Genomic DNA, 19,531 nt, shown 5'->3' with positions numbered 1-19,531 from the left:
GATGTATCGCCCGAAGCTCGCCCAAGTCGTCGTGCTCCTGCTCTTGCTCGCGGTCCTGTCGACTGCCGCGTTCATCCATCTTATCTGGCAGCGCGCCGCCAGTGAGAACATCGACGAGGTCGTAGCCAGTCTCGATACGCAGACGGCCGGGTCCGTCCGCAATGATCTCACCTCGACGCTCGCCCTCGTATCGAGCACGGCTGAGATCGTCCGATCCATCTTTTTCCAGGGTGCCATCGGCGCCGGCGACGAGGTGAAGCGCGAGTTCCTCTTCCTTTCCCTGTTACGCGAACAGTCGGCGATCGCCTGGATCGGTTTCGGCTTTCCGGATGGGCGCTTCTTCGGTTCGCATGCGACCGCCGACGGGCGGATCGAAATGGTCGAAATCGGCGTCGCCGAGCCGGGAAAGTCGCGTCAACTCAGGCGTGACCGCTATCGGCCGATCCCCGGAGACATCTTTTTCGAGCAGCGCATCAAGGCGGAAAGCGCCTATGTGGCGCTCGGCACGCCCTGGTATCGCCTGGGAAGGGACGGAGGTGGCCCTGTCTGGACGGTCACCAATGTTTTGCCGAACGGGTTCGAGCCATCCATCGTGCTCTCGACGCGCGTCGACATGTTCGGGAAGTTTGCCGGCGTGGTGATGGTGGCGGTTAGTCTCAGACGCCTGTCGCAAGCCCTCCAGGCGCTCAACATACCAGTCGGGAGCAAGGCTTTTGTTCTCGATGAGCATGGCCGCGTATTGGCCACCTCGCAGCCTTCCGACAGTGTGATGGCGGCGCATTTTTCCGATTTCCCGGCGTCTGATGCCATCGCGGCGGCCGCGGCAGAGGCGGTGGCTCTCAACGGAGGAACCGCGTTTCGTGCCGTCACGCAAAGCGCCGCACTCGGACCGGTCTTTGTGTCGTCGTCGCGCCTTCCGTTTGAGCGATGGCGGCTCATCACCGCCACGCCTCGGTCGACCTTCGCAAGCGGCATCGACGAGAATATCCGGCGCATTCCGATCACAGTGTTGGCAATTGCGGGCCTCGCGGCAACCACGGCCGTCGTCTTCGCCAATTTGCTCTTTGCCCGGCCGCTCGCGCGGCTGGCGGTACAGTTGCGTGCGGTCGAGCATTTCGAGCTTGAGAGCGTCCGGCATTACCCGACCGTTCTGGCCGAGCTAAACGACTTCTCCGACGCCTTGAAGCGTATGTCGATCGGGCTTTCGGCCTTTGCTCGTTACATGCCGCTCGACGTCGTGCGGCTGCTCGTCGAAGGTAGCATCGAGCCGAAGCCGGGCGGTGAGCTTTGCGACATAACGGTGATGTTCGCCGACCTGCCCGGGTTCACGGAACTGACCGAGAGGCTCGGACCGGCCGTCGAGCCGCACCTGACGCGCTTCCTGACGACTGCGGTCGCCGCCATCCATGCGGAGGGCGGTACGGTCGACAAGTTCATCGGCGATGCCGTTATGGCCATCTGGAATGCACCTGGGAGGCAGGCGGATCACGCCGCTCGGGCCTGCCGCGCCGCAAAGGCAATCCGGGATGCGATGCACAGAGAGCCGCCCGTCTCGCTCGGGCATGGCGAGGTCCGCGTACGCATCGGTATCAACAGCGGGACGGCGCTGATCGGCAATATCGGCTCGGCTGAGCGGCTGAGCTACACCGCCATCGGCGACACGGTCAATCTGGCGAGTAGGCTCGTGGGCGTTGCCAAGGAGCGTGGCGTCGAGATCGTCCTCAGCGATGCGACTGTGCAGGCGTCCGATGGATTGTCGCCCACGACGTCTCTCGGCCTGGCCACGGTCCGCGGAAAGGCCGAACCAGTGGCCGTGTACACGATCGACCCGCCGGATGTCGCGTATCAGGGAGGAAACAATGGAAATGGCACTTATCACGGCGATGATGATTGCTTGCTTACAGCTCAAGCATTTCGTCGCTGATTACGTGCTGCAGCCGGCCTGGGTTCTGCGTGGCAAAGGCGATTTGCGGATGATCGGCGGCTATGTCCATGCGGGGACCCATGCGCTCGGAACCGTTCCGGCGCTGCTTCTGGTCGGCGTCGACTTGGGACGGATTGTCGTTCTCGTCCTTGCCGAATTCATCGTTCATTACCTCATCGATTACGCGAAGGCGTTCTTGTCACTGCGCAGTAGCGCCGACGCTTCGACCCGCGTCTACTGGGCTATGCATGGTGCGGATCAATTGATGCACCAACTTACCTATGCGGGCTTGATCTTGGCTACGCTGGTGTAGAGCCTTTGTCGCCGGCGACCAGGATGCGCTCATCTCGAATGCCCTGGGTGAACTGTGTGCATATCGTGCCCGCTATGGGCACTGCGTTGATGGGGGAGCTTCGATAAAGTGGTCACCTCTGCTGCCCCGCAAGACGCTCTCCCGGAGCCTCAGATCGTTCGTCATCGCGGCAAGATCGAGGCCGTCATCAACAATGCGCGCCGCGCCTGCGAACTGGTCTAGACGGAAGGCTCCTTGGCGGCATTCGTGTGGCGGTTCGAGCGTTCTGATGATGGCGGGCGGCCGCAAAGCCGATCGACGTCACCCGCCTCCGAAGCACTGTCGAAGGAACTGCGAAAGCGCGGATGGAAATTCGTCGGCCCCACCACCGTGTATGCCTTTATGCAGGCGATGGGGTTGGTCAACCATCATTCAAGGATTGCATCATACGGGCCTCGGTCGAAGAGGTGCGATCAGCTTTGCGTCGATCTTGATGATGAATGGCACGGCAGCTTTACGTGTTCGACCTGTGGGCCCAGCGTTGGCGACAGCGCGAGGCCACCGGCGCCATGATCATCGTGCGCTACGCCGATGATGTGGTCGTTGGCTTCGAGCGCGAGGACGACGCCCGTCGCTTCCTCGATGCGATGCGTGCGAGGCTTGAGGAGTTTGCGCTGTCGCTCCATCCGGACAAGACCCGTCTGATTGAGTTTGGCCGCTTCGCGGCGGCCAACCGCAAGCAGCGCGGGTTCGGCAAGCCGGAGACCTTCGCGTTCTTGGGCTTTACGCTCATCTGCGGAACATCGCGCCAAGGGCGCTTCCAGCTTAGGCGGAAGACCCGGCGTGACCGCATGCGAGCGAAGCTTCAGGACCTCAAGGCGGAGCTGCGGCGGCGCATGCATTGGCCGACCCCCGAACAGGGGAAATGGCTGCGGCAGGTCATGACCGGTCACTACGCCTACTTCGCGGTCCCAACGAACATCCGAGCGCTGACGGCGTTCCGGCTCTGTGTGACTAACCTGTGGAGGCGCACGCTTGAGCGGCGCGGCCAGAGGAGTCGGCTCGTTTGGGGGCGCGTGGAGAAGCTAAGTGATGACTGGCTCCCCGTCCCTCGCATCCTTCATCCGTGGCCGGACCGACGCTTTGCCGTCAACCACCCGAGGTAGGAGCCGCATGCGGGAAAGCCGCACGTGTGGATCTGAGCGGGGGGCGCCCAGTAATGGGCGTTCCTACCGCGAAAAGCCTTCGATTAGCGGGTCACGAAATTGGTGACCGCGCGAGTGTGCAGGCCGCAACGCGAGTGAACGCCGAGCAAGCCTCGAAAAGGTCGATGTGCAGGCCGACCCGTCAACCCTTGCGGGGAAGGCTGATATGGATGGGTGAGTTTGAGCGACGTTTGAGCCCATCTGCTGCACCGGGGTAGTGGCGGCAGCATGTACACAAGGAAAGCGCACGCAACACGGGAAGCCCCAGGACGTGGTCAGGGATGACCAACCGGACGCCCGCGAGGGACAGGCCGGGCGGCCTGGACAAGACACGCATCTGCAAGGTGCCGGAGGGCGAGTTCGACTTTCTGGGCTACACGTTCGGACGGATGTACTCGGCGAGAACCGGTAAAGCCCGCTTGGGCTATCGGCCATCGAAGAAAAGCATCAGGCGCGCGGTCGAGACTGTCCACGCGCTGACAGACCGAAAGGGGACATGGCAAGAGACCACATTGCTGGTTGCAAAGTTGAACCGCACGCTGCGCGGCTGGGCGAACTACTTCTCGGTAGGGACCACCAGCAAGGCGTATCGGCTGCTCGACAGCTATACCGCAGTGCGGTTGCGCCGGTGGCTGCGCTCAAGCACAAGACCAGACGGAAGAGGGCGGGTCATATCCAGACTCGCACCTATACCAGCATTATGGGCTGGTACGTCTGACCCGACTTGGACGTGGCGTGCCGTGGGTGAAGGCGTGAGAGCTTGTCCGAGAGCCGGATGCGGGAGATCTGCATGTCCGGTTCGATGAGCGGGGTGTGGAAACGGGAGTCACGGTCGAGCCGCTAAGGCACCGCCAGACGAAAGGGGCGGAAACAGATATGCTCGACCTACAGCAACCCGCGCCACACCTCGACTCTACCGCTACCGGCCGCTGATCAGAAAATGTCGTGCGACTGCTTCTGGGGCAGGACGTACACGGTGCTTGTGTGGACCTACGCTCACTCCCAAAGCGGGCGCCTGGCTCATTCGAGCAGCAGAATTCACCTTCAGACGATTTCCACGGCGGAGGCGCTGCGGGGCCGCTGCGCCTCCACTTCCATGCACATGGGCGCTGCACGACGTCAGCGAATCCACTCGTTCCAGCGCTGCAGCATCATCGCAGCATTGGCGTTGATCCACTCAGCATCGGGAATGATGACGTAATCCCGAACGTCGTCCCCCTGCGGCATCGTCTTGCGCGCCTCGTCCGACATCATCGCGATTGCCTCGCTGCTTGGGGGCGTGCAGGACAGAACCTCGCATGCCTTGGCCTGGGCCGCCGGAGAGTTCAGCCAGAAAGCCATCAGCTTGAGCGCATTCTCACGGTGCAGCGCGCCCTTCAGCAGCGCTATCCGGTCGCCAACGAGAAAGGAGGCCTTATAGGACCAGGCGACCGGCAGTCCCTCATTGTGCATCGCCTTCGCCCGCGTCAACCAGATCTGCCCAAGCGAATACTCGCCGTTACGAAACCCTTGCACGCTCTGATCGCCCGTCTTCCACCACAGCGAGACGGAAGGCCTGATCTGCTCGAGCTTGGCCAGCGCGCGATCGATATCGAGCGGAAACAGTTCGTCGCGCTTGACCCCGTCGGCGAGCAGCGCCGCGGCCATCACGCGCCAGGGATCGTCGAAATTCGGGAAGGCCCGCTCTCCGGGGAACTTCTCGGTGTCCCACATGTCGGCCCAAGTCTCGGGAACGGGCTCCCCAGGCTTCCCGGTCCTATAGGCCAACAGCGTGGCGGTGGACTGCAGCAGCGCCCCGCCGGCCGAGCAAGCATTGGCGCTGAGATCCTCGCGATCCGCAAATTGGCGGCAGAACTCCGTCAAATCCTCGGTGACTTCCAGATGCGCCTTGGACGCGGCCTGGATCTCGCCGTCGAGATAGAGGTCCCAACTGACGGTTCCGGTTTTCACCATTGCTGCGGCCTTGGCGCGCATTTCGGCGTTGGTCGCCGCGACCGTGACCACTTCTATGCCCGTTGCCTTGGTGAATGGATCGAACCAGGCCGCTCGCAGCGCCTTGTCATAGGCGCCGCCCGTCGACGCGATGATCACTCGTTCGGCGGCGAACGTCGGAAGCGACAAGACGATCAACGACAGCAATCCGGCGATGATCGGCCTCAGGCCTGTTGTGGAACGCGAAAGGAGAGAGGTCATGATAGATTTTCCTTCGTTTGCAGCTCTTCGTCATCAGGAGCGGGATTTGTGGGCATTCATGAGATGAACCGTGCCCATGAGCAGGAGGGACGTCGCGACGAGAACGGTCGAGACCGCGGCAATGACCGGCGTCAGGTTGAAGTCGATATCCTCGAACATCTTGCGGCCGATCGATTTGCCCCCGATGTCGGAGATGAAGAACGCAACGGTCGCTTCATCGAATGAGGCGAGAAAGGCGAACACGGCCGCGGCCGCGACACCGGGCACGATGTTCGGCAGTACGACCAGGAAGAACGCCTGCAGCCTGTTCGCCCCGCAGTTCAGAGCCGCCAGTTCGAGCGTCGGATCGAAGCGCTGCAGCGACGCGGTGACGGTGATGATCACGTAAGGCACTGCCAGAACGGTATGGGCGACGAGGAACCCAAGAAAACTGCCGGTCAGCTGCAGTGGCGAGAAGGCGAGGTAGAGCGCCACACCGAGGATGATGTGGGGCACGATCATCGGTCCAAGCGCAAGCGCCTGCAACGTGGATCTGAACGGCAGCGATCCTCGTACGATCGCGAGAGCGGCCATGGTACCCGCGACCGTCGCTGTCGCGGTTGTCGCCAAGGCGATCTTGAGACTGAACCAAGTTGCAGCCATCCAGTCCGGATCATTGAAATAGGCGCTATACCATTTGAGCGTGAGGCCCTGAGGCGGGAACTCGATGTAGTCGGTTTGGCTGAGCGACATCGGCAGGACGATCAGCGTCGGCAGGAGTAGGAAGAAGAGGATACCGCCAATCCCGATACCGGCTGCAAGGATAGCCGCAGCCGTCGAATAGGAGCGAATGGTGGGGGAGGCAAGAACATCCTTGAGCGTGGGAAATCGGGCCGTCACCCGGGGATGATCAATAGACACTGTTCAATCCCTTGCTGAGCGATAGCATTCTGCGGAACAGCAGAACAAAAAGGAGCGTAACGGCGAGGAGCACGGTCGAAAGCGCCGCCGCGAACGGCCAATCGAGCAGGACCGTTGTCTGCTGGCCGATGAGCGTCGCCATCAGCATCGAGCCGGGTCCGCCGACCAACGCCGGGGTGATGTAGAAGCCGAGCGCCAGCACGAAGCACATGACGCTGCCGGCAAAGACACCGGGAAGGCTGAGCGGCAGCGTTACGGCGACGAAAGCCCGGATGGGACCTGCGCCGAGATTGCGGGCGGCTCGCACGTAATCGGGGGGCAGGGCGCGCAGTGCCGAATAGATCGGCAGGATCATGAAGGGCATCAGCACATGTGTCATGGCGAGGATGACAGCGCCCTCGGTGTAGATCAGCTTCAGCGGCCCTTCGGTCACGCCCGTGTCGATCAGCAGCCCGTTGATGATGCCGTTGCGCTGGAGAAGGACGACCCATGCATAGGAGCGGACGAGGACGGAGGTCCACAACGGGATGAAGACGCAGGCGGCGACCGCCATGGCCAGGCCCTTGCTCAGCCGGGCCATGAGATAGGCGACCGGGAACCCCAACAGCAGGCTCGCGACTGTCACCACGAACGCAACCTCGATCGTGCCGAAGAGAACGTCGAGATGAAGCGGTTCCGTGAAAACACGCCGATAATGGCTGAGCGTTCCCCCGGAAAAGCTCAGCGCGATCAGCCGCGCCACCGGATACAGGAACCCGGCCAGCAGGGCCGCGATGAGCGGCGTCACCAACGCCAGGGAGGCAGTCGGCGAATAGAAGCGTGCCGAGCTCGACCGGCGGAATGACGGCGAAGATGAGAGTGGTGTGAGTGAACGCGTCATGCCACGCACCTCTCCGTCACGGGAAAAACGTGCGCGGCTGCGCCGTCGAGGACGATGTCCACCGCGTCGTCCCTTTGGAACGGGACTACGCCGTCGGCGGCGACCTGTACCTGCAGGCTTGCTTCCGGGCGATCGGCAAGGCGGACGAGAAAGATGTACGTAGAGCCGACGAACACGGCGGCGTCGACGACTCCCGGCAGCGCGTCGGCCCCGCCATCGCCGCGCTTCGCAAGACGCATCCGTTCCGGACGGATTGCCACACGCAGAGCCGTTCCGGCCGCGTATTTTCGCGTGCCGTCGTTCGCCGCAGAACGGAGTTTAAGCACCGTTCTCTCCGAGAAACGAACAACAGTGTGCTCAGCCGTGCAATCGAGGCAGTCGCCATCGAGAAAATTCATCCGGCCGATGAAGTCCGCGACGAACTCGGTGTTCGGCTGCCGGTAGAGTTCCGTCGGCGTACCGAACTGCATCAGGCGGCCGTCGGACATGATAGCGACGCGGTCCGACATCGTCAGCGCTTCGTCCTGATCATGGGTTACGTAGACGACGGTGGCCCCAAGCCGCTCCTGCAGCTGTTTGATCTCAAACTGCATCGCCTCTCGCAATTTCTTGTCGAGCGCGCCGAGCGGTTCGTCCATCAGGAGAACGGGCGGCTCGAAGGCCAAAGCGCGCGCGACGGCGACGCGTTGCTGCTGGCCACCCGAAAGCTGGTTGGGATAGCGCTCCGCGTAGCCGGAGAGCTGCACGAGCTCCAGCATCTCCTCGACGCGACGCGCGATCGCGGTCTTCTGCATCCGCCCGCGCATCCTGAGCGGGAACGCGATGTTCTGGCGGATCGTCAGGTGCGGAAAGAGCGCGTACTTCTGGAACACCATTCCGATGTTCCGGTGATTGGGCGCAAGGAGGGTTACGTCCCGGCCGCCGATGGCGATCCTGCCGGCGCTCGGCGCCTCGAAGCCGGCTATCATCGTCAAGGCTGTCGTCTTGCCGGAGCCGGAGGGCCCCAACAGGGAGACAAATTCCCCGGCTGCGATGTCGAGCGTCAGTTCGCGCACCGCAAGGGCTTCGCCGTATCGTTTTTGAAGTCCCGCAAGGGACAGAGTCTGACCGATCAATTTCGCCTTTCCTTTCAGCTGCTGACGCTCTTCGGCGTCTTTCCCCTGGGCACGGCCGCTTTCTGGCCGCAATGAAAAGCCTTCCTCCGACCCGGACGAGTCAGGACGATGTGCCTGTTGCTGAGGCTCTGGTGTCTCGCGGGCCGCTCTTCGGTCCGCGTGACGGCACATGGGAAAGCTGCTAAGAGCCGTTGATGCGACAAAAACTTTGCAAAACCTTCATACTTCATTTTTGTTGCATCAAAAATTCACAGTGTCAACCGATTGAGAGAGTGAAATGGCGGGCAATTTGAACGAAGCGCCAGATCTTGAGAGAGCGCCGGAACGACTGGGGGATGCCGCCTATCGCCAAATGAAGGAGCGCATCATCCGTGGCGTCTACAGGCCGGGGCACAAGTTGACGGTGCGGGCCGTCGCCCAGGATCTGGATGTCAGCACAACGCCCGCGCGCGATGCGATCAATCGGCTGACGAGCGAGGGTGCGCTGGTTTACACCGGCCCAAAGACGGTTGTCGTACCGGTTCTCGACGCGACCGACCTTCGAGAAATTACGCTCACACGGCTGGCGCTCGAGGGGCTGGCTTCGGAGCAGGCCGCCCAGCACGGCACGCCCGCTAATGTCGAGGAACTAAAGTCCTTACAAAGGCTTATAAACTCTGCCCTGCAAGAAAAGCGCTATGCCGAGGCGTTGTGGCACAACAAGGAATTCCACTTTACCATCTATCGTCTTTCGGGCCTTCCCCAGCTCGTTTCTATGATCGAAAGCCTCTGGCTGAGGATCGGTCCCTCCTTGCACAATCTCTACCCAGAGTTTGCCGAGGAGAAATACGGCGTTCGCAACCACGAGATCGCCATGGAGTCTCTCGAAGAGCGCGACGCGGCGAGCCTCAGGGCGGCGATGGAGAATGATATTCGCGATGGCTATCGCCGGCTGAAGCGCGCCAACCTGGAGAGGGGTGCTGGCACATCGGCGTAAGATTTTGTTGCATGGGCTTGACGCGCTGCATTTTTGTTGCAACAAAATTGTGAAGCTCGTGCAAAGCGAGCGGTCGATTTCTCACCTCAGGAAGCCGGAACTATGCTCGTTCAAGCAACAATCAGGCTGCGGCAGGCGCCTGCCCGCAGTAGGTCCAAGCATTTATTCAACCGCGCCAAGGCCGTGTTCCCGGATGGAACCACCCGCGCCACGGTGGAGAGGGACCCGTTCCCGATCTATGTCCAGCGCGGCGAGGGGGCCTATCTCGTCGACGTCGACGGGAACCGCCTCCTCGATCTGAACAACAACTTCACCACGCTCATCCACGGGCACGGCTTCGCGCCGGTCGCGGAGGCAGTCGTCGATCTGCTGGGCTCGGGAACCTGTTTCGCCAACCCGACGGAGCATGAAATCGCGCTTGCGGAACTGCTGACGGCTCGCATACCCGCAATGGAGCGGGTCCGCTTCGTCAACAGCGGAACGGAAGCGGTAATGTTCGCGATCAAGGCGGCGCGCGCCTTCACCGGCAGGCCAGCGATCGCACGGATCGAAGGCGCCTATCACGGCGCCTATGATTGGGCAGAGGCCGGGCAGGGTGTTGCACCGGACAAAGATGGTTGGGAGCCGGCGCCTGGCGCGACTCCGGCCTATCGGGGCACGCCGCCGAGCGTGGCGAACGAGGTGCACCTTCTGCGCTTCAACGACATCGAGGGTCTCGAAGCACGCCTGAGCGCGGCGAGCGACCGCATTGCCTGTGTCCTGATTGATCCGATGCCCAGCCGGGCGGGATTGATGCCTCCGGAACCTGGCTTCGTCGAGGCGTTGTCGCACACGGCACGCAAGCACGGAATCCTGATTGTCGCCGACGAGGTGCTCAATCTTCGGCAAGGCTATGCCGGGGCTTCGGCACGCTATGGCCTGAACCCCGATCTGATCACGGCCGGCAAAATCATCGGAGGCGGCTTTCCGATTGGCGCCATCGGCGGTCGCGAGGAGGTAATGCGCGTGTTCGGCACCGCAGACGAAAAGCCGTTGCTGTCGCAAGGAGGCACGTTTTCGGCCAATCCGGTTTCGATGGTCGCAGGCCGGGTGGCGATGGCGGCGATGACGCCGCACGCCTTCGAGCGCCTCGAGGCGATGGGGGATAGACTGCGCAGCGGCTTGAGGGCCAGCATTGCCAGGCGCGATGCGTCGTTTTCGGTGACCGGCGCCACCTCGCTCTTCCGGATCCACCCGAAGCGCGTCGCGCCGCGCGAGTACCGCGACGCCTATCCGGGCGCCGAAGAGACGTCGCTCATGCGACGAATGAGCCGCCATTTCCTGGAAACGGGCATCCTGCTCCCGTATGGCGCCGCGGCCTGCCTCTCGACGGCGATGGTCGACAGCGACATCGACATCATCCTCAGTGCATTCGACGAATTTCTTGAGGCCGAGATCCAATCCGGAAAGGAGCGCGCCCAATGACCACGCAGAATCCCATCGAAACCGTTGCGCAGCGTATCGCCAACACTCTTCGCCGCCACGAGGTCGAATTCATCTTCGGCCAAAGCCTGCCGTCGGCGGTCATTCTCGCGGCGGAAGCGATCGGCATTCGCCAGATTGCTTATAGGCAGGAGAACATGGGTGGCGCAATGGCGGACGGCTACGCTCGGGTCTCCGGCAAGGTCGGTGTCGTCGCCGCGCAAAACGGTCCGGCCGCAACCTTGCTCGTGCCGCCGCTGGCCGAGGCGCTGAAGGCCAGCGTCCCGATCGTCGCGCTTGTTCAGGATGTCGAGCGCGATCAAACGGACCGGAACGCCTTCCAGGACCTCGATCAGGTCGCGCTCTTCCAGTCCTGCACCAAGTGGGTGCGGCGCGTCACCGTCGCGGACCGCATCGACGACTATGTGGATGCCGCGTTCACGGCCGCAACGTCCGGCCGGGCCGGACCGGCCGCTCTGCTGCTGCCGGCCGACCTTCTTCGTAGCGAGGCGCAAGCGCCGACAGCCGCGCGCTCGAGGAACCTGGGCCATTGGCCGCTGGACCGCGTCCGCCCCTCGGATGGTGCACTGGCAGAGGTCGCCTCTCTCATCGCCGCCGCGAAAGCGCCGATCATCATCGCCGGCGGCGGCGTTCATTGCGGCGGCGCCGCGGCGGAGCTTGCTGGCCTACAGCAGGAAGCAAGCCTGCCGGTCTTCACCACGAACATGGGCAAGGGAGCGGTTGACGAATACCATCCGCTGTCGGCCGGCGTACTCGGCTCGATGGTCGGCCCACGCTCGCTCGGACGCCACTCGTCTGTCTTGGTCGAGGGCGCGGATCTCGTCCTTCTGATCGGAACGCGAACCAACCAGAACGGCACCGACAATTGGCGCCAAATCCCCCCGGACGCGACGGTCGTGCACATCGATGTCGATCCGGTGGAGATCGGGCGCAATTACGAATCGGTCCGGCTCGTCGGCGACGCGCGGGAGACGCTTGCGGCGTTGCGAGCGGCGCTCAGCCGCGTCGACCTCACGCGGCGGCATGCCGATCGCGCCGGGCTGGAGGAATCGATCGCCGAATACTGGAAGCGGTTCGAGCTTGACCGGCATGAGGTGGCGACATCGCGCTCGCGCCCGATCCGCCCGGAGCGAGTGATGGCAGAGCTCCAGGACCTGCTGACCGACGACATTACGGTCGTTGCCGACGCGAGCTATTCGTCCATGTGGGCATTGGGCCAGCTGCGGGCGCCGGCGAGTGGGACGCGCTTCATCACGCCGCGTGGCCTGGCGGGGCTTGGCTGGGGCGTGCCGCTTGCGATCGGCGCCAAGGTCGCCCGGCCGGACAAGCCGGTCATCGCCATCGTCGGCGACGGCGGTTTTGCGCACAGCTGGGCGGAGCTCGAGACAATGGTGCGGATGAAGCTTCCGGTCACCATCGTCGTTCTCAACAATGGCATTCTCGGTTTCCAACGCGATGCGGAGACGGTCAAGTTCGGCAGCTACACATCGGCATGCCACTTCGCCGAGGTCGACCACGCGAAACTGGCGGAGGCCTGCGGCTGCCCGGCGGTTCGCATCGAGGATCCGAGCGAACTTGCCTATCATTTGCAGCGCGGCCTGGAGGAGGGGCCGCTTCTGATCGAGGTGATGACCGATCCAGAAGCGCATCCTCCGCTCTCGCTCTTCGCCAAGATGGATGAAGCAGCATGACGAGCGATACCACACAAAGGATTGCCGTCGTGACCGGCGGCACTTCGGGAATAGGGCTGGCAACGGCCCGACATCTGCTCAAGCGTGGATGCCGGGTCGCCGTCTTCGGTCAGAGTCCTGCCAATGTCGAAAATGCCGCCCGGGTGTTGTCGCGGGAGTTCGGCACCGAGCGCGTGTTTGCGCGGGTCGTCAATCTGGCCGAACCGGCGCAGATAGCGGCCTTCTTTCGCGAACTGGATGAGCGTTGGGGCAAGGCCGAGATCCTGGTGTGCAACGCCGGAATCTCGCCGAAGGGGCCAGATGGCCCCGCTCCATTCCAGGAGATCATGCTCGAGGAATGGAACACCGTTCTTGCCGTCAACCTGACCGGAACAATGCTGTGCTGCCAGTCGGCGTTGCCGGGCATGGTCGAAGCCCACTTTGGCCGGATCGTGTTCGTCGGCTCCATCGCCGGGCGCGCCATGCCGAGGATTGCCGGCACAGCCTATGTGGCTTCGAAAGCCGCACTTTCCGGCCTTGCCCGTTCGCTCGTGGCACGCCACGCCGCGCAGGGGATCACAGTGAATGTCGTGGCGCCCGGCCGGATCGCCACCGACATGGCCGGGCCGCGCGACAGCGCGGTCAACCGCGCGGCCGTTGCCCGCATTCCGGCGGGTCGCATGGGCGAGCCGGAGGAGGTCGCGGCCGCCATCGGCTTCCTGACCTCCGACGAAGCGGCGTTCATCAACGGCGCGACGCTCGACGTCAACGGCGGAGAGTATGCGCCGCTCTGAGGTGGAGGTCCTATGCATGCGGATGTGCTGATTTATACGGGCGATCCCGAACTCTTCCTTCTCCTGGAGTATATTCTCGAGGCGGAAGGTTTCCCCGTTCGGCTGTGCGTTCATGAAAGCGAGCTGCTTGCTGCGATCCGGGCCGAAGAGCCGCTGGCCGTACTGGCCGATTGCTCCGATTCTCGCCCGGGGGAATTTAGCCTTTGCCGCCGCATCGGGGAGGCGGGTGGTGACAGCATCCCCGTTGCCGCGTTGACAAACGCGTCGCGAGCGGAATTCAGCCGTGATACCCCCGCGGTCGACGCCGTCATATGCAGTCCCTACGACCCACGTCGGCTGCTCGATTTCCTCGAGGGCATTCGAGCAAACTTGCCAAACGATAGACGCTCAGGCGCCGCGCCCGAGCAGATCTACAGGCACGCGGATATTGAGCTGAGCGTCCCGAGCGTTCGAGTCACGCGGAGCGGTCACGCCGTGTACCTCTCCGCGCTCCAGTTCAGGCTGCTTCTGCATCTCATGAGGATGCCCGCTGTCGTGCACAGTCGCGACGACCTGATCGCGGCATGCTGGCCCCGAGAAGCCGAAGTAGAGCCCCGCACCGTCGATATCCATATCGGCCACGTCAGGCGTGCGCTCAACCGTTTTGGGCCAGACGTAATTCGCACCGTGCGATCCGTTGGCTATGCGCTCGACGCGCTCAATCAGCCATTTTGAACTTGATCGTTTTCCAAGGCGGTTCAGCCGCGCTATCGTGCCGGGACAGGCTCTCGGAAAAGCGGAGTCAGAGATCGCCCGGACCGCCGAGCGGCGCATGTGGACGGCGACGCCGATCAAGCCCGCGCAACTTCTCATCCCGGTCGCCAAGACGACCGCGCCGACGACCTCTGGACCATCGTCTACGTGCCGTAGAAAACCTCCATCAGGGGTGATTTGCGCGGCGTTTTCCCTAGCCGAGTGGGACCCCGCCCTCGGGTCTGGAACCGCCCCGTCTGATAGGTTGGGGAGAGGCACCGACTTCGCCCTCTGCCTTGAAAGTGCGGGTCCCCATTGATTTCATCGGCCGCAACGCCTAAAAAGGTCACATATGACCACTCTTGGGAGGCCATAATGTCAACCATCAGCCTCAAGGACGCCAAAGCCGGCTTTTCGAATATCGTCGATCAAGCTGCCGCTGGTGAGTTTGTCACGATCACGCGGCACGGCCGCGCGGCTGCCGTGCTCGTCTCTGTAGGAGCCGCGGAAGCGGCAAAGAAGGCGCTTCATAAGGAACGCCCCAGCCTCGTTCAGTACCTGAGATCATTCCCCGCCGACATCGATCTTGACGACGATGTTTTCGCCCGAAATCCGGCGCCCTCGCGTGAGGTCGATCTGTGACCGGCTACCTTCTTGATACGAACGCGATTTCCATGTTCTCGCCCTCCAGGGCCACGGCCACGCCGGAATTTGCGGACTGGCTGGAAGAGCAGGAGCAGGTTAGCGCGGTCTACCTCTCAGCCGTTACCGTCCACGAACTTGAAAAGGGCCTTCGGCTTCTGGAAGCCAGGGGCGCGAGGGCCAAGGCGGCAGGAATCGCGTTATTCTTGCAAGGCTTGATCGCCGGTTACGGCGACAGGATTTTGCCTGTAGACGCGGACGTTGCACGCGAAGGCGGCAAGTTGGAAGCCAGGGCCATTGCAGCCGGTCACAATCCCGGCGCGTCCGATGCCATGATTGCGGGAACCGCCAGCTTTCACCGCCTGACGGTTATCACCGCGAACCTGAAACACTTCCATCCTTTCGGGATCAAGGTGAAATCACCGGTTCAAGTGGCCCCCTAACACGGCCGATCGGAACCCGCGATTTTGGCCAACTCGACGAACGTTGCCCTCGCTTCTCCCGACATGCCGCTCAGTGTTCATCTGAGCAGATGAACACCGCTACTCCATACGGTCTCTAAGCCGCAGGAACACCTCGAACCAGAAGCCGTAGTCGCTGTGTCGGCGTTCGGTCCAGGCCTCGAGCGCGCAATAGGCCGCCGCCGTTGCGGCTTCGCTGCCGTAGAGATGGATCGCCGCCTCCACCATTTCAGCCTGTTGGTGCTTTTGCCAGAAGCCGTCTCGCCGGGGGCTGTGCTCCCCGGAAGCGGGAATTCGAAAAACTTTGGACACGCTGAACCTCCTGCTGTCCGGCGCAGGGGATCGAGGGGTTTGCCGGACGTTGGAACTCAGCATTCGCGAGCCACAGAACCCATTCGGGTTAAATCGTGCCGTCCCTGGCAAACGTGTCCTATTGGAGAAGTGTGGAACAGGTGAACTCAATCGCTCCTGTTTTCCGCTTCCACGCGCAATCGGTCGAGGTGATCTTTACATAAGTGCTCTACTTGGGCGATCAGGTCGCCAACCCTTTCCGCGAGCCAATCGAGTGCCTCCTGGGTGATTTCGTAGTGATCGGAGTACCTGGCTTTCACATAGGCTTCGTTGATGATGTTGAACCAGGCGTTGTGACGTTGCCTGTCACGTGGCCAGACATCAACGAGACGTTGGTCCCTGTCTTCAGCCAACTGACGCAAATGCTTTAAATTGTGCGAGGGAGGGGAGTAGTTCGTCAGTGTGAGGAGTAACGTCGCATACGAATGCTCGATTGCTTGATGAAGGAGAAACGCTGAGTCGTTGAACATGACGGACTCAGTTGCAGCCGTTTGCGCGAGCTTCAGGGCATTAATTGCCCTCTGGATGCGAACGAAATGCCTCCTCGCGGTTTCGTATTCGTCAGCCGGACTAAGTGGCTTTGGCGTGGCTAAGGGCTCGTCGTCCAACTCGTAGAGAACGATACCGTCCTTGCGGATATCGACGAAGAAATATCGTCCCTCGCGCAAGGCGGTGTTCACCTCGCGGCGAGAGTGGACGATAAAACTGACCGGCGTTTCCACCCCCTGGAGCCGAAGCAAGCGATCCTGCGCCTTGTGCCAGTAAGCCGCGAAATCCGTCAGCTTCCGGTTGTTGACGATGATAAGCAGGTCGTAGTCTGACTTGTACCCCTTCCTCGTATGCGGCTCGTCGACCCATGTTCCTCTGGCATAAGACCCGAAGAGGATGATCTTCAGGATCCGGCCAAGCTTCTTGAAATCCGCCGTTCCCTCCTTGAGGGCGTCCTCGAACTCCTCGTGCAACACCTCGACGATCCGCGCGAGTTCGCGCTGCTTTCGATGTGGAAGGTGGTCGAGATTGGTCTTCATCGGTTCTGCGGTGCTTTCTGAGGTCATCGTGCATGCATAGCGAACCCGGTTCGCTGAATCCACAGAGTGCCTATCGCGCGCCGAAATTCAATAAGGTGTTGCAACAAAAAGAAGGAAAAAATGCAAATTTTATGCGTCAATGTCGCTGTTATAGACTGATGCAATGAATTTTTGGGGGTTACACGGCCGATACGAACGTATTATTCCCGATTTTTGTGACATCAAATCTCGGGACGAGAGCAGCGACGAGGACAAAGACTGATGAAGGCTCAGCATACGAAACCCTCTGTCCTGATCTGCTCGGACGACGCCAATTTCTATGTGTTGCTCGCATATATCCTCTCTCGGGAAGGCTTCCAGACGACCCTGGTCAGCGAGAACGAGGTGGCGGACCAGGCGGCGATGAGACCCGTCACGGCAATCATTTTGGTTGCCGCTGAGGATTCCGGCCCGGCGTTGAGAGCCTGTGCGGCGATCAAGGCCTCCGACACGACCGCGCATGTCCCGACGATCGCCGTCGTTTCGTCGGGGGATTATCTGGCATTGCTCAAGGCGGGAGCGGACGAAAACTTCGTGCGCCCGATCTCGCCGGCGCGGCTGATGGCCTATCTTGGTTCTCTGCCAAAGAACGACGCAAATCATGCCCGGCTGCCCGATGAGGATCTGGAAGAGGCAAGAGCCTGCGGGCCGCTGAGTATAGAGCCTGGGCGCCGTATCGTCAGATATGGCGGTCAAGAAGTGCAATTCGGCCCGATCGAATTCAATCTGCTGCGGTGCTTTCTGGAGGCGCCGGGCCGGGTGCGCAGCCGCTCGGACTTGATAGAGGCGGCGTGGCCGCCCGATCGCTACGTTCAGCCGCGCACAGTGGATGTGCATGTCGGTCGCTTGCGCCGATCGCTTGAGGGCCTGACCGGCCGCACTTTAATCCGCACGGTCCGGGCCACGGGCTATGCCATCGAACTGGACGAGAGATCGGGCTGATCTGGAGCGTGTTCACAATTCGCGTGTTGTTTTGCACTGCATAACAATAAAGTTTGATTTGTGAAACAACATTGCCAATTTTGCAAAATGATGCTTGGAAATAATTTGCATATAGTTTGTTGATTCTGGCGGTCAACGAAGTAAACCTCCCAATCATTCATGTTCAGGCATCGGGAGATATTTCGGATGGAAAACAAAGCGCCAAGGCAAGGCAGTATCGCGGGCGGCGGTTCTCAAAGGAACACCAGCAGCCTGATCCAGTACGCCCAAAGCCATTTCGATGCCGCGCATTTTCAGGGGCTGATGGCGATTTACGGGCGTCCCCTCGAGGGCCGCGCCGTGGCGCTTTCCCACGACCGCGGGCGCAAGGTCGTCGACTTCGTGCGCTGTTCCTATCTCGGCCTTGACAACCATCCGAAGATAATCGCTGGCGCGATCGAGGCGCTGAACAAATACGGCGCGCTCCATTGGTCATGTGCAAGAACGCGCCTCAATTTCTCGATCCTTGGTGACCTGGAGGCGGCCTTGTCGGACCTGTTCGCCGCGCGGGTGATCACCTACACCACTGTTCTCGCCGCAAACATGAGTGCATTGCCGCTGATCGCCTCCGGACACCTGACCGGCGGTGAGAAGCCGGTGATGGTGTTCGACCGCTTAGCCCATGCAACGCTTGCCTTTCACAAAGGCACCATCGCCGCCGAAACCAGAGTGGAGACGATCGCGCACAACGATCTCGATGCCCTGGAGACCCTCTGCCGCAGCAATCCCTGTGTCGCTTACGTTTGTGACGGCGTTTATTCGATGGGCGGAAGCGCCAACATCGAGCAACTGCGTCGGCTTCAAGACCGATACGGACTGTTTCTTTACATCGACGACGCCCACGGAATATCGATTTTCGGCGCGCGGGGGGAAGGTTTCGCCAGGTCTCAAATCGCAGGCTCCTTGGGTGAACGGACGATCATTGCCGCGTCGCTCGGAAAAGGATTCGGAGCTTCGGGTGGTCTGATCATGCTCGGCACGGCGCGACAGGAAGAGCTGTTTCGCAGGTTCGCCGTAGCGCACGCGTTCTCGGCATCGCTGAACGTTGCAGCCATCGGCGCAGCAATGGCATCCCAGGAGCTGCATCGGACGGAGGAGCTTGCGCTCCTTCAGCAGACGCTCAGGAAGAGGATCGCCCTCTTCGACAGCATTGTTCCAACGGAACAAAACGGTTCACCCCTGCCGATCCGGACGGTGGAAGTGGGTGACGAACTCACGGCGATCGCGGCGGCAAGGGGCCTGCTGGATGGCGGCTGTTACACGTCGGCAATTTTCTTTCCCACAGTTGCGAAGGGAAGGGCGGGACTGCGGCTGTGCCCGACAGCGGGTCACTCGCAGGATGAAATCCGTGCGTTGGGGAGCGCGCTCCAAGACGTTCTTGGAGAAATTGGCGATGCCTCGGTTAGATAATTCACGCTCACGCACTCAACGTGCTTCAGGCCAGACAGTAGGTGCGTGGAGCGGGAAGCGCTATATGCGTGCTTTCGTCTTTGAGTGCCGTATTTCCCTCCCGAACACGACGTGGTTCGTTGATCAAACGCGCCTGCGACTTGCCGGATACTACGAGTTTATGATCGACCATGGGACTATAAAAACCTTCGTGTTCAGCGATGGTTATGCAGCTACGGGGGCTGTGGATGGTGGCCTTCGAATGCAGGTAGGAGCGACGAACCTCGTTTCGTCCCACGCGATCAGAACAGCTTTCGAAGAGTCCATTGTTGACGTCCTCCCATCTGCACCAGAGAAAATCGCTTGGTATTCGATCCGTCAGGGGCAGCCTGTCACGATTTAAGGTGCCAGGCTGTCTAACTGATGTCCGAAATTGCTCTCGGGCTTTGAGGTTGCAGCCGGCATAGCGCCTGCCTA

General features: G+C 61.5%; 21 protein-coding genes. 15 read left to right on the top strand and 6 right to left on the bottom strand.

Features of this window, described 5'->3' with window-relative positions; translation table 11 throughout:
* The first annotated feature begins 1 nt into the window (after window position 1).
* The 5 genes from RHIBR816_RS0115960 (at window position 2) to RHIBR816_RS39000 (ending at window position 4,227) form a co-directional block, all read left to right on the top strand.
* The gene (locus RHIBR816_RS0115960) at window positions 2-1,924 is read left to right on the top strand and encodes an adenylate/guanylate cyclase domain-containing protein (protein WP_018237572.1); all 1,923 of its coding nucleotides are present in this window, start codon (window positions 2-4) and stop codon (window positions 1,922-1,924) included.
* The gene (locus RHIBR816_RS0115955) at window positions 1,860-2,237 is read left to right on the top strand and encodes a DUF3307 domain-containing protein (RefSeq protein WP_026187054.1); all 378 of its coding nucleotides are present in this window, start codon (window positions 1,860-1,862) and stop codon (window positions 2,235-2,237) included. The genes RHIBR816_RS0115960 and RHIBR816_RS0115955 overlap by 65 nt, the downstream gene beginning before the upstream one ends.
* 246 nt (window positions 2,238-2,483) lie before the next feature.
* Window positions 2,484-2,789 carry a DNA-3-methyladenine glycosylase I gene (locus RHIBR816_RS34225; RefSeq protein WP_371259069.1) on the top strand — a complete coding sequence of 102 codons (306 nt, stop codon included), beginning with the start codon at window positions 2,484-2,486 and terminating at the stop codon, window positions 2,787-2,789.
* On the top strand, window positions 2,717-3,382 hold the full coding sequence (locus RHIBR816_RS34220; protein WP_018237568.1) for a reverse transcriptase domain-containing protein: 666 nt from the start codon (window positions 2,717-2,719) through the stop codon (window positions 3,380-3,382). The genes RHIBR816_RS34225 and RHIBR816_RS34220 overlap by 73 nt, the downstream gene beginning before the upstream one ends.
* A gap of 320 nt (window positions 3,383-3,702) precedes the next feature.
* The gene (locus RHIBR816_RS39000) at window positions 3,703-4,227 is read left to right on the top strand and encodes a group II intron maturase-specific domain-containing protein (protein ID WP_198294147.1); all 525 of its coding nucleotides are present in this window, start codon (window positions 3,703-3,705) and stop codon (window positions 4,225-4,227) included.
* Window positions 4,228-4,540: 313 nt separating this feature from the next.
* On the opposite strand, the gene RHIBR816_RS0115935 is transcribed toward RHIBR816_RS39000, so the two are convergent.
* The 4 genes from RHIBR816_RS0115935 to RHIBR816_RS0115920 are packed head-to-tail and all read right to left on the bottom strand — an operon-like array spanning window position 4,541 to window position 8,509.
* Window positions 4,541-5,614, bottom strand: a complete 1,074-nt coding sequence (locus RHIBR816_RS0115935) for an ABC transporter substrate-binding protein (RefSeq protein ID WP_018237566.1) — start codon at window positions 5,612-5,614, stop codon at window positions 4,541-4,543.
* A 33-nt stretch (window positions 5,615-5,647) separates the two neighbouring features.
* Window positions 5,648-6,493, bottom strand: a complete 846-nt coding sequence (locus tag RHIBR816_RS0115930; RefSeq protein WP_018237565.1) for an ABC transporter permease subunit — start codon at window positions 6,491-6,493, stop codon at window positions 5,648-5,650.
* 10 nt (window positions 6,494-6,503) lie between these two features.
* Entirely contained in the window at window positions 6,504-7,394 is an 891-nt protein-coding gene (locus RHIBR816_RS0115925; protein WP_018237564.1) for an ABC transporter permease, read from the bottom strand.
* Complete coding sequence (locus RHIBR816_RS0115920; RefSeq protein WP_026187052.1) at window positions 7,391-8,509, bottom strand: ABC transporter ATP-binding protein; 1,119 nt, start codon at window positions 8,507-8,509, stop codon at window positions 7,391-7,393. The genes RHIBR816_RS0115925 and RHIBR816_RS0115920 overlap by 4 nt, the downstream gene beginning before the upstream one ends.
* Window positions 8,510-8,786: 277 nt before the next feature.
* Between RHIBR816_RS0115920 and RHIBR816_RS0115915 the strand changes: the two genes are divergently transcribed.
* The 7 genes from RHIBR816_RS0115915 to RHIBR816_RS0115885 all read left to right on the top strand — a co-directional run bounded on the left by RHIBR816_RS0115915 (window position 8,787) and on the right by RHIBR816_RS0115885 (window position 15,248).
* Window positions 8,787-9,485, top strand: coding sequence for a GntR family transcriptional regulator (locus RHIBR816_RS0115915; protein WP_018237562.1), 699 nt, complete (start codon window positions 8,787-8,789; stop codon window positions 9,483-9,485).
* Window positions 9,486-9,587: 102 nt separating this feature from the next.
* Window positions 9,588-10,949: an aspartate aminotransferase family protein gene (locus tag RHIBR816_RS0115910; protein WP_018237561.1), complete on the top strand. Its 1,362-nt coding sequence runs from the start codon at window positions 9,588-9,590 to the stop codon at window positions 10,947-10,949.
* Window positions 10,946-12,658 carry an acetolactate synthase catalytic subunit gene (locus tag RHIBR816_RS0115905; protein WP_018237560.1) on the top strand — a complete coding sequence of 571 codons (1,713 nt, stop codon included), beginning with the start codon at window positions 10,946-10,948 and terminating at the stop codon, window positions 12,656-12,658. Before RHIBR816_RS0115910 ends, RHIBR816_RS0115905 begins: the two co-directional genes overlap by 4 nt.
* Window positions 12,655-13,431 (top strand): SDR family oxidoreductase, encoded by a 777-nt coding sequence (locus RHIBR816_RS0115900; protein ID WP_018237559.1) that lies wholly within the window; start codon window positions 12,655-12,657, stop codon window positions 13,429-13,431. The genes RHIBR816_RS0115905 and RHIBR816_RS0115900 overlap by 4 nt, the downstream gene beginning before the upstream one ends.
* A gap of 12 nt (window positions 13,432-13,443) precedes the next feature.
* Window positions 13,444-14,145, top strand: coding sequence for a response regulator transcription factor (locus tag RHIBR816_RS0115895; protein WP_018237558.1), 702 nt, complete (start codon window positions 13,444-13,446; stop codon window positions 14,143-14,145).
* A 393-nt stretch (window positions 14,146-14,538) separates the two neighbouring features.
* Window positions 14,539-14,805, top strand: a complete 267-nt coding sequence (locus RHIBR816_RS0115890) for a type II toxin-antitoxin system Phd/YefM family antitoxin (RefSeq protein ID WP_018237557.1) — start codon at window positions 14,539-14,541, stop codon at window positions 14,803-14,805.
* Window positions 14,802-15,248, top strand: a complete 447-nt coding sequence (locus RHIBR816_RS0115885) for a type II toxin-antitoxin system VapC family toxin (protein WP_018237556.1) — start codon at window positions 14,802-14,804, stop codon at window positions 15,246-15,248. The genes RHIBR816_RS0115890 and RHIBR816_RS0115885 overlap by 4 nt, the downstream gene beginning before the upstream one ends.
* Before the next feature lie 99 nt (window positions 15,249-15,347).
* Here the strand turns inward: RHIBR816_RS0115885 and RHIBR816_RS0115880 are convergent, their stop codons facing one another.
* A complete protein-coding gene (locus tag RHIBR816_RS0115880) occupies window positions 15,348-15,578 on the bottom strand; it encodes a hypothetical protein (protein WP_026187051.1) in 231 nt (76 codons plus the stop codon).
* Between the two features lie 146 nt (window positions 15,579-15,724).
* Window positions 15,725-16,645, bottom strand: a complete 921-nt coding sequence (locus RHIBR816_RS0115875) for a nucleotidyltransferase and HEPN domain-containing protein (RefSeq protein WP_026187050.1) — start codon at window positions 16,643-16,645, stop codon at window positions 15,725-15,727.
* Window positions 16,646-16,906: 261 nt separating this feature from the next.
* On the opposite strand from RHIBR816_RS0115875, the gene RHIBR816_RS0115870 reads away from it, so the two are divergent.
* The 3 genes from RHIBR816_RS0115870 (at window position 16,907) to RHIBR816_RS0115860 (ending at window position 19,457) form a co-directional block, all read left to right on the top strand.
* On the top strand, window positions 16,907-17,626 hold the full coding sequence (locus RHIBR816_RS0115870) for a response regulator transcription factor (RefSeq protein WP_018237553.1): 720 nt from the start codon (window positions 16,907-16,909) through the stop codon (window positions 17,624-17,626).
* A 186-nt stretch (window positions 17,627-17,812) separates the two neighbouring features.
* Entirely contained in the window at window positions 17,813-19,075 is a 1,263-nt protein-coding gene (locus tag RHIBR816_RS0115865) for an aminotransferase class I/II-fold pyridoxal phosphate-dependent enzyme (protein WP_018237552.1), read from the top strand.
* A gap of 64 nt (window positions 19,076-19,139) precedes the next feature.
* Window positions 19,140-19,457 carry a hypothetical protein gene (locus RHIBR816_RS0115860; protein ID WP_018237551.1) on the top strand — a complete coding sequence of 106 codons (318 nt, stop codon included), beginning with the start codon at window positions 19,140-19,142 and terminating at the stop codon, window positions 19,455-19,457.
* The last annotated feature ends 74 nt before the right edge of the window (window positions 19,458-19,531 follow it).

The organism is Ensifer sp. BR816 (assembly GCF_000378985.1).
GTDB lineage: Bacteria > Pseudomonadota > Alphaproteobacteria > Rhizobiales > Rhizobiaceae > Sinorhizobium.
This window is presented reverse-complemented; position numbering and strand designations above follow the sequence as displayed.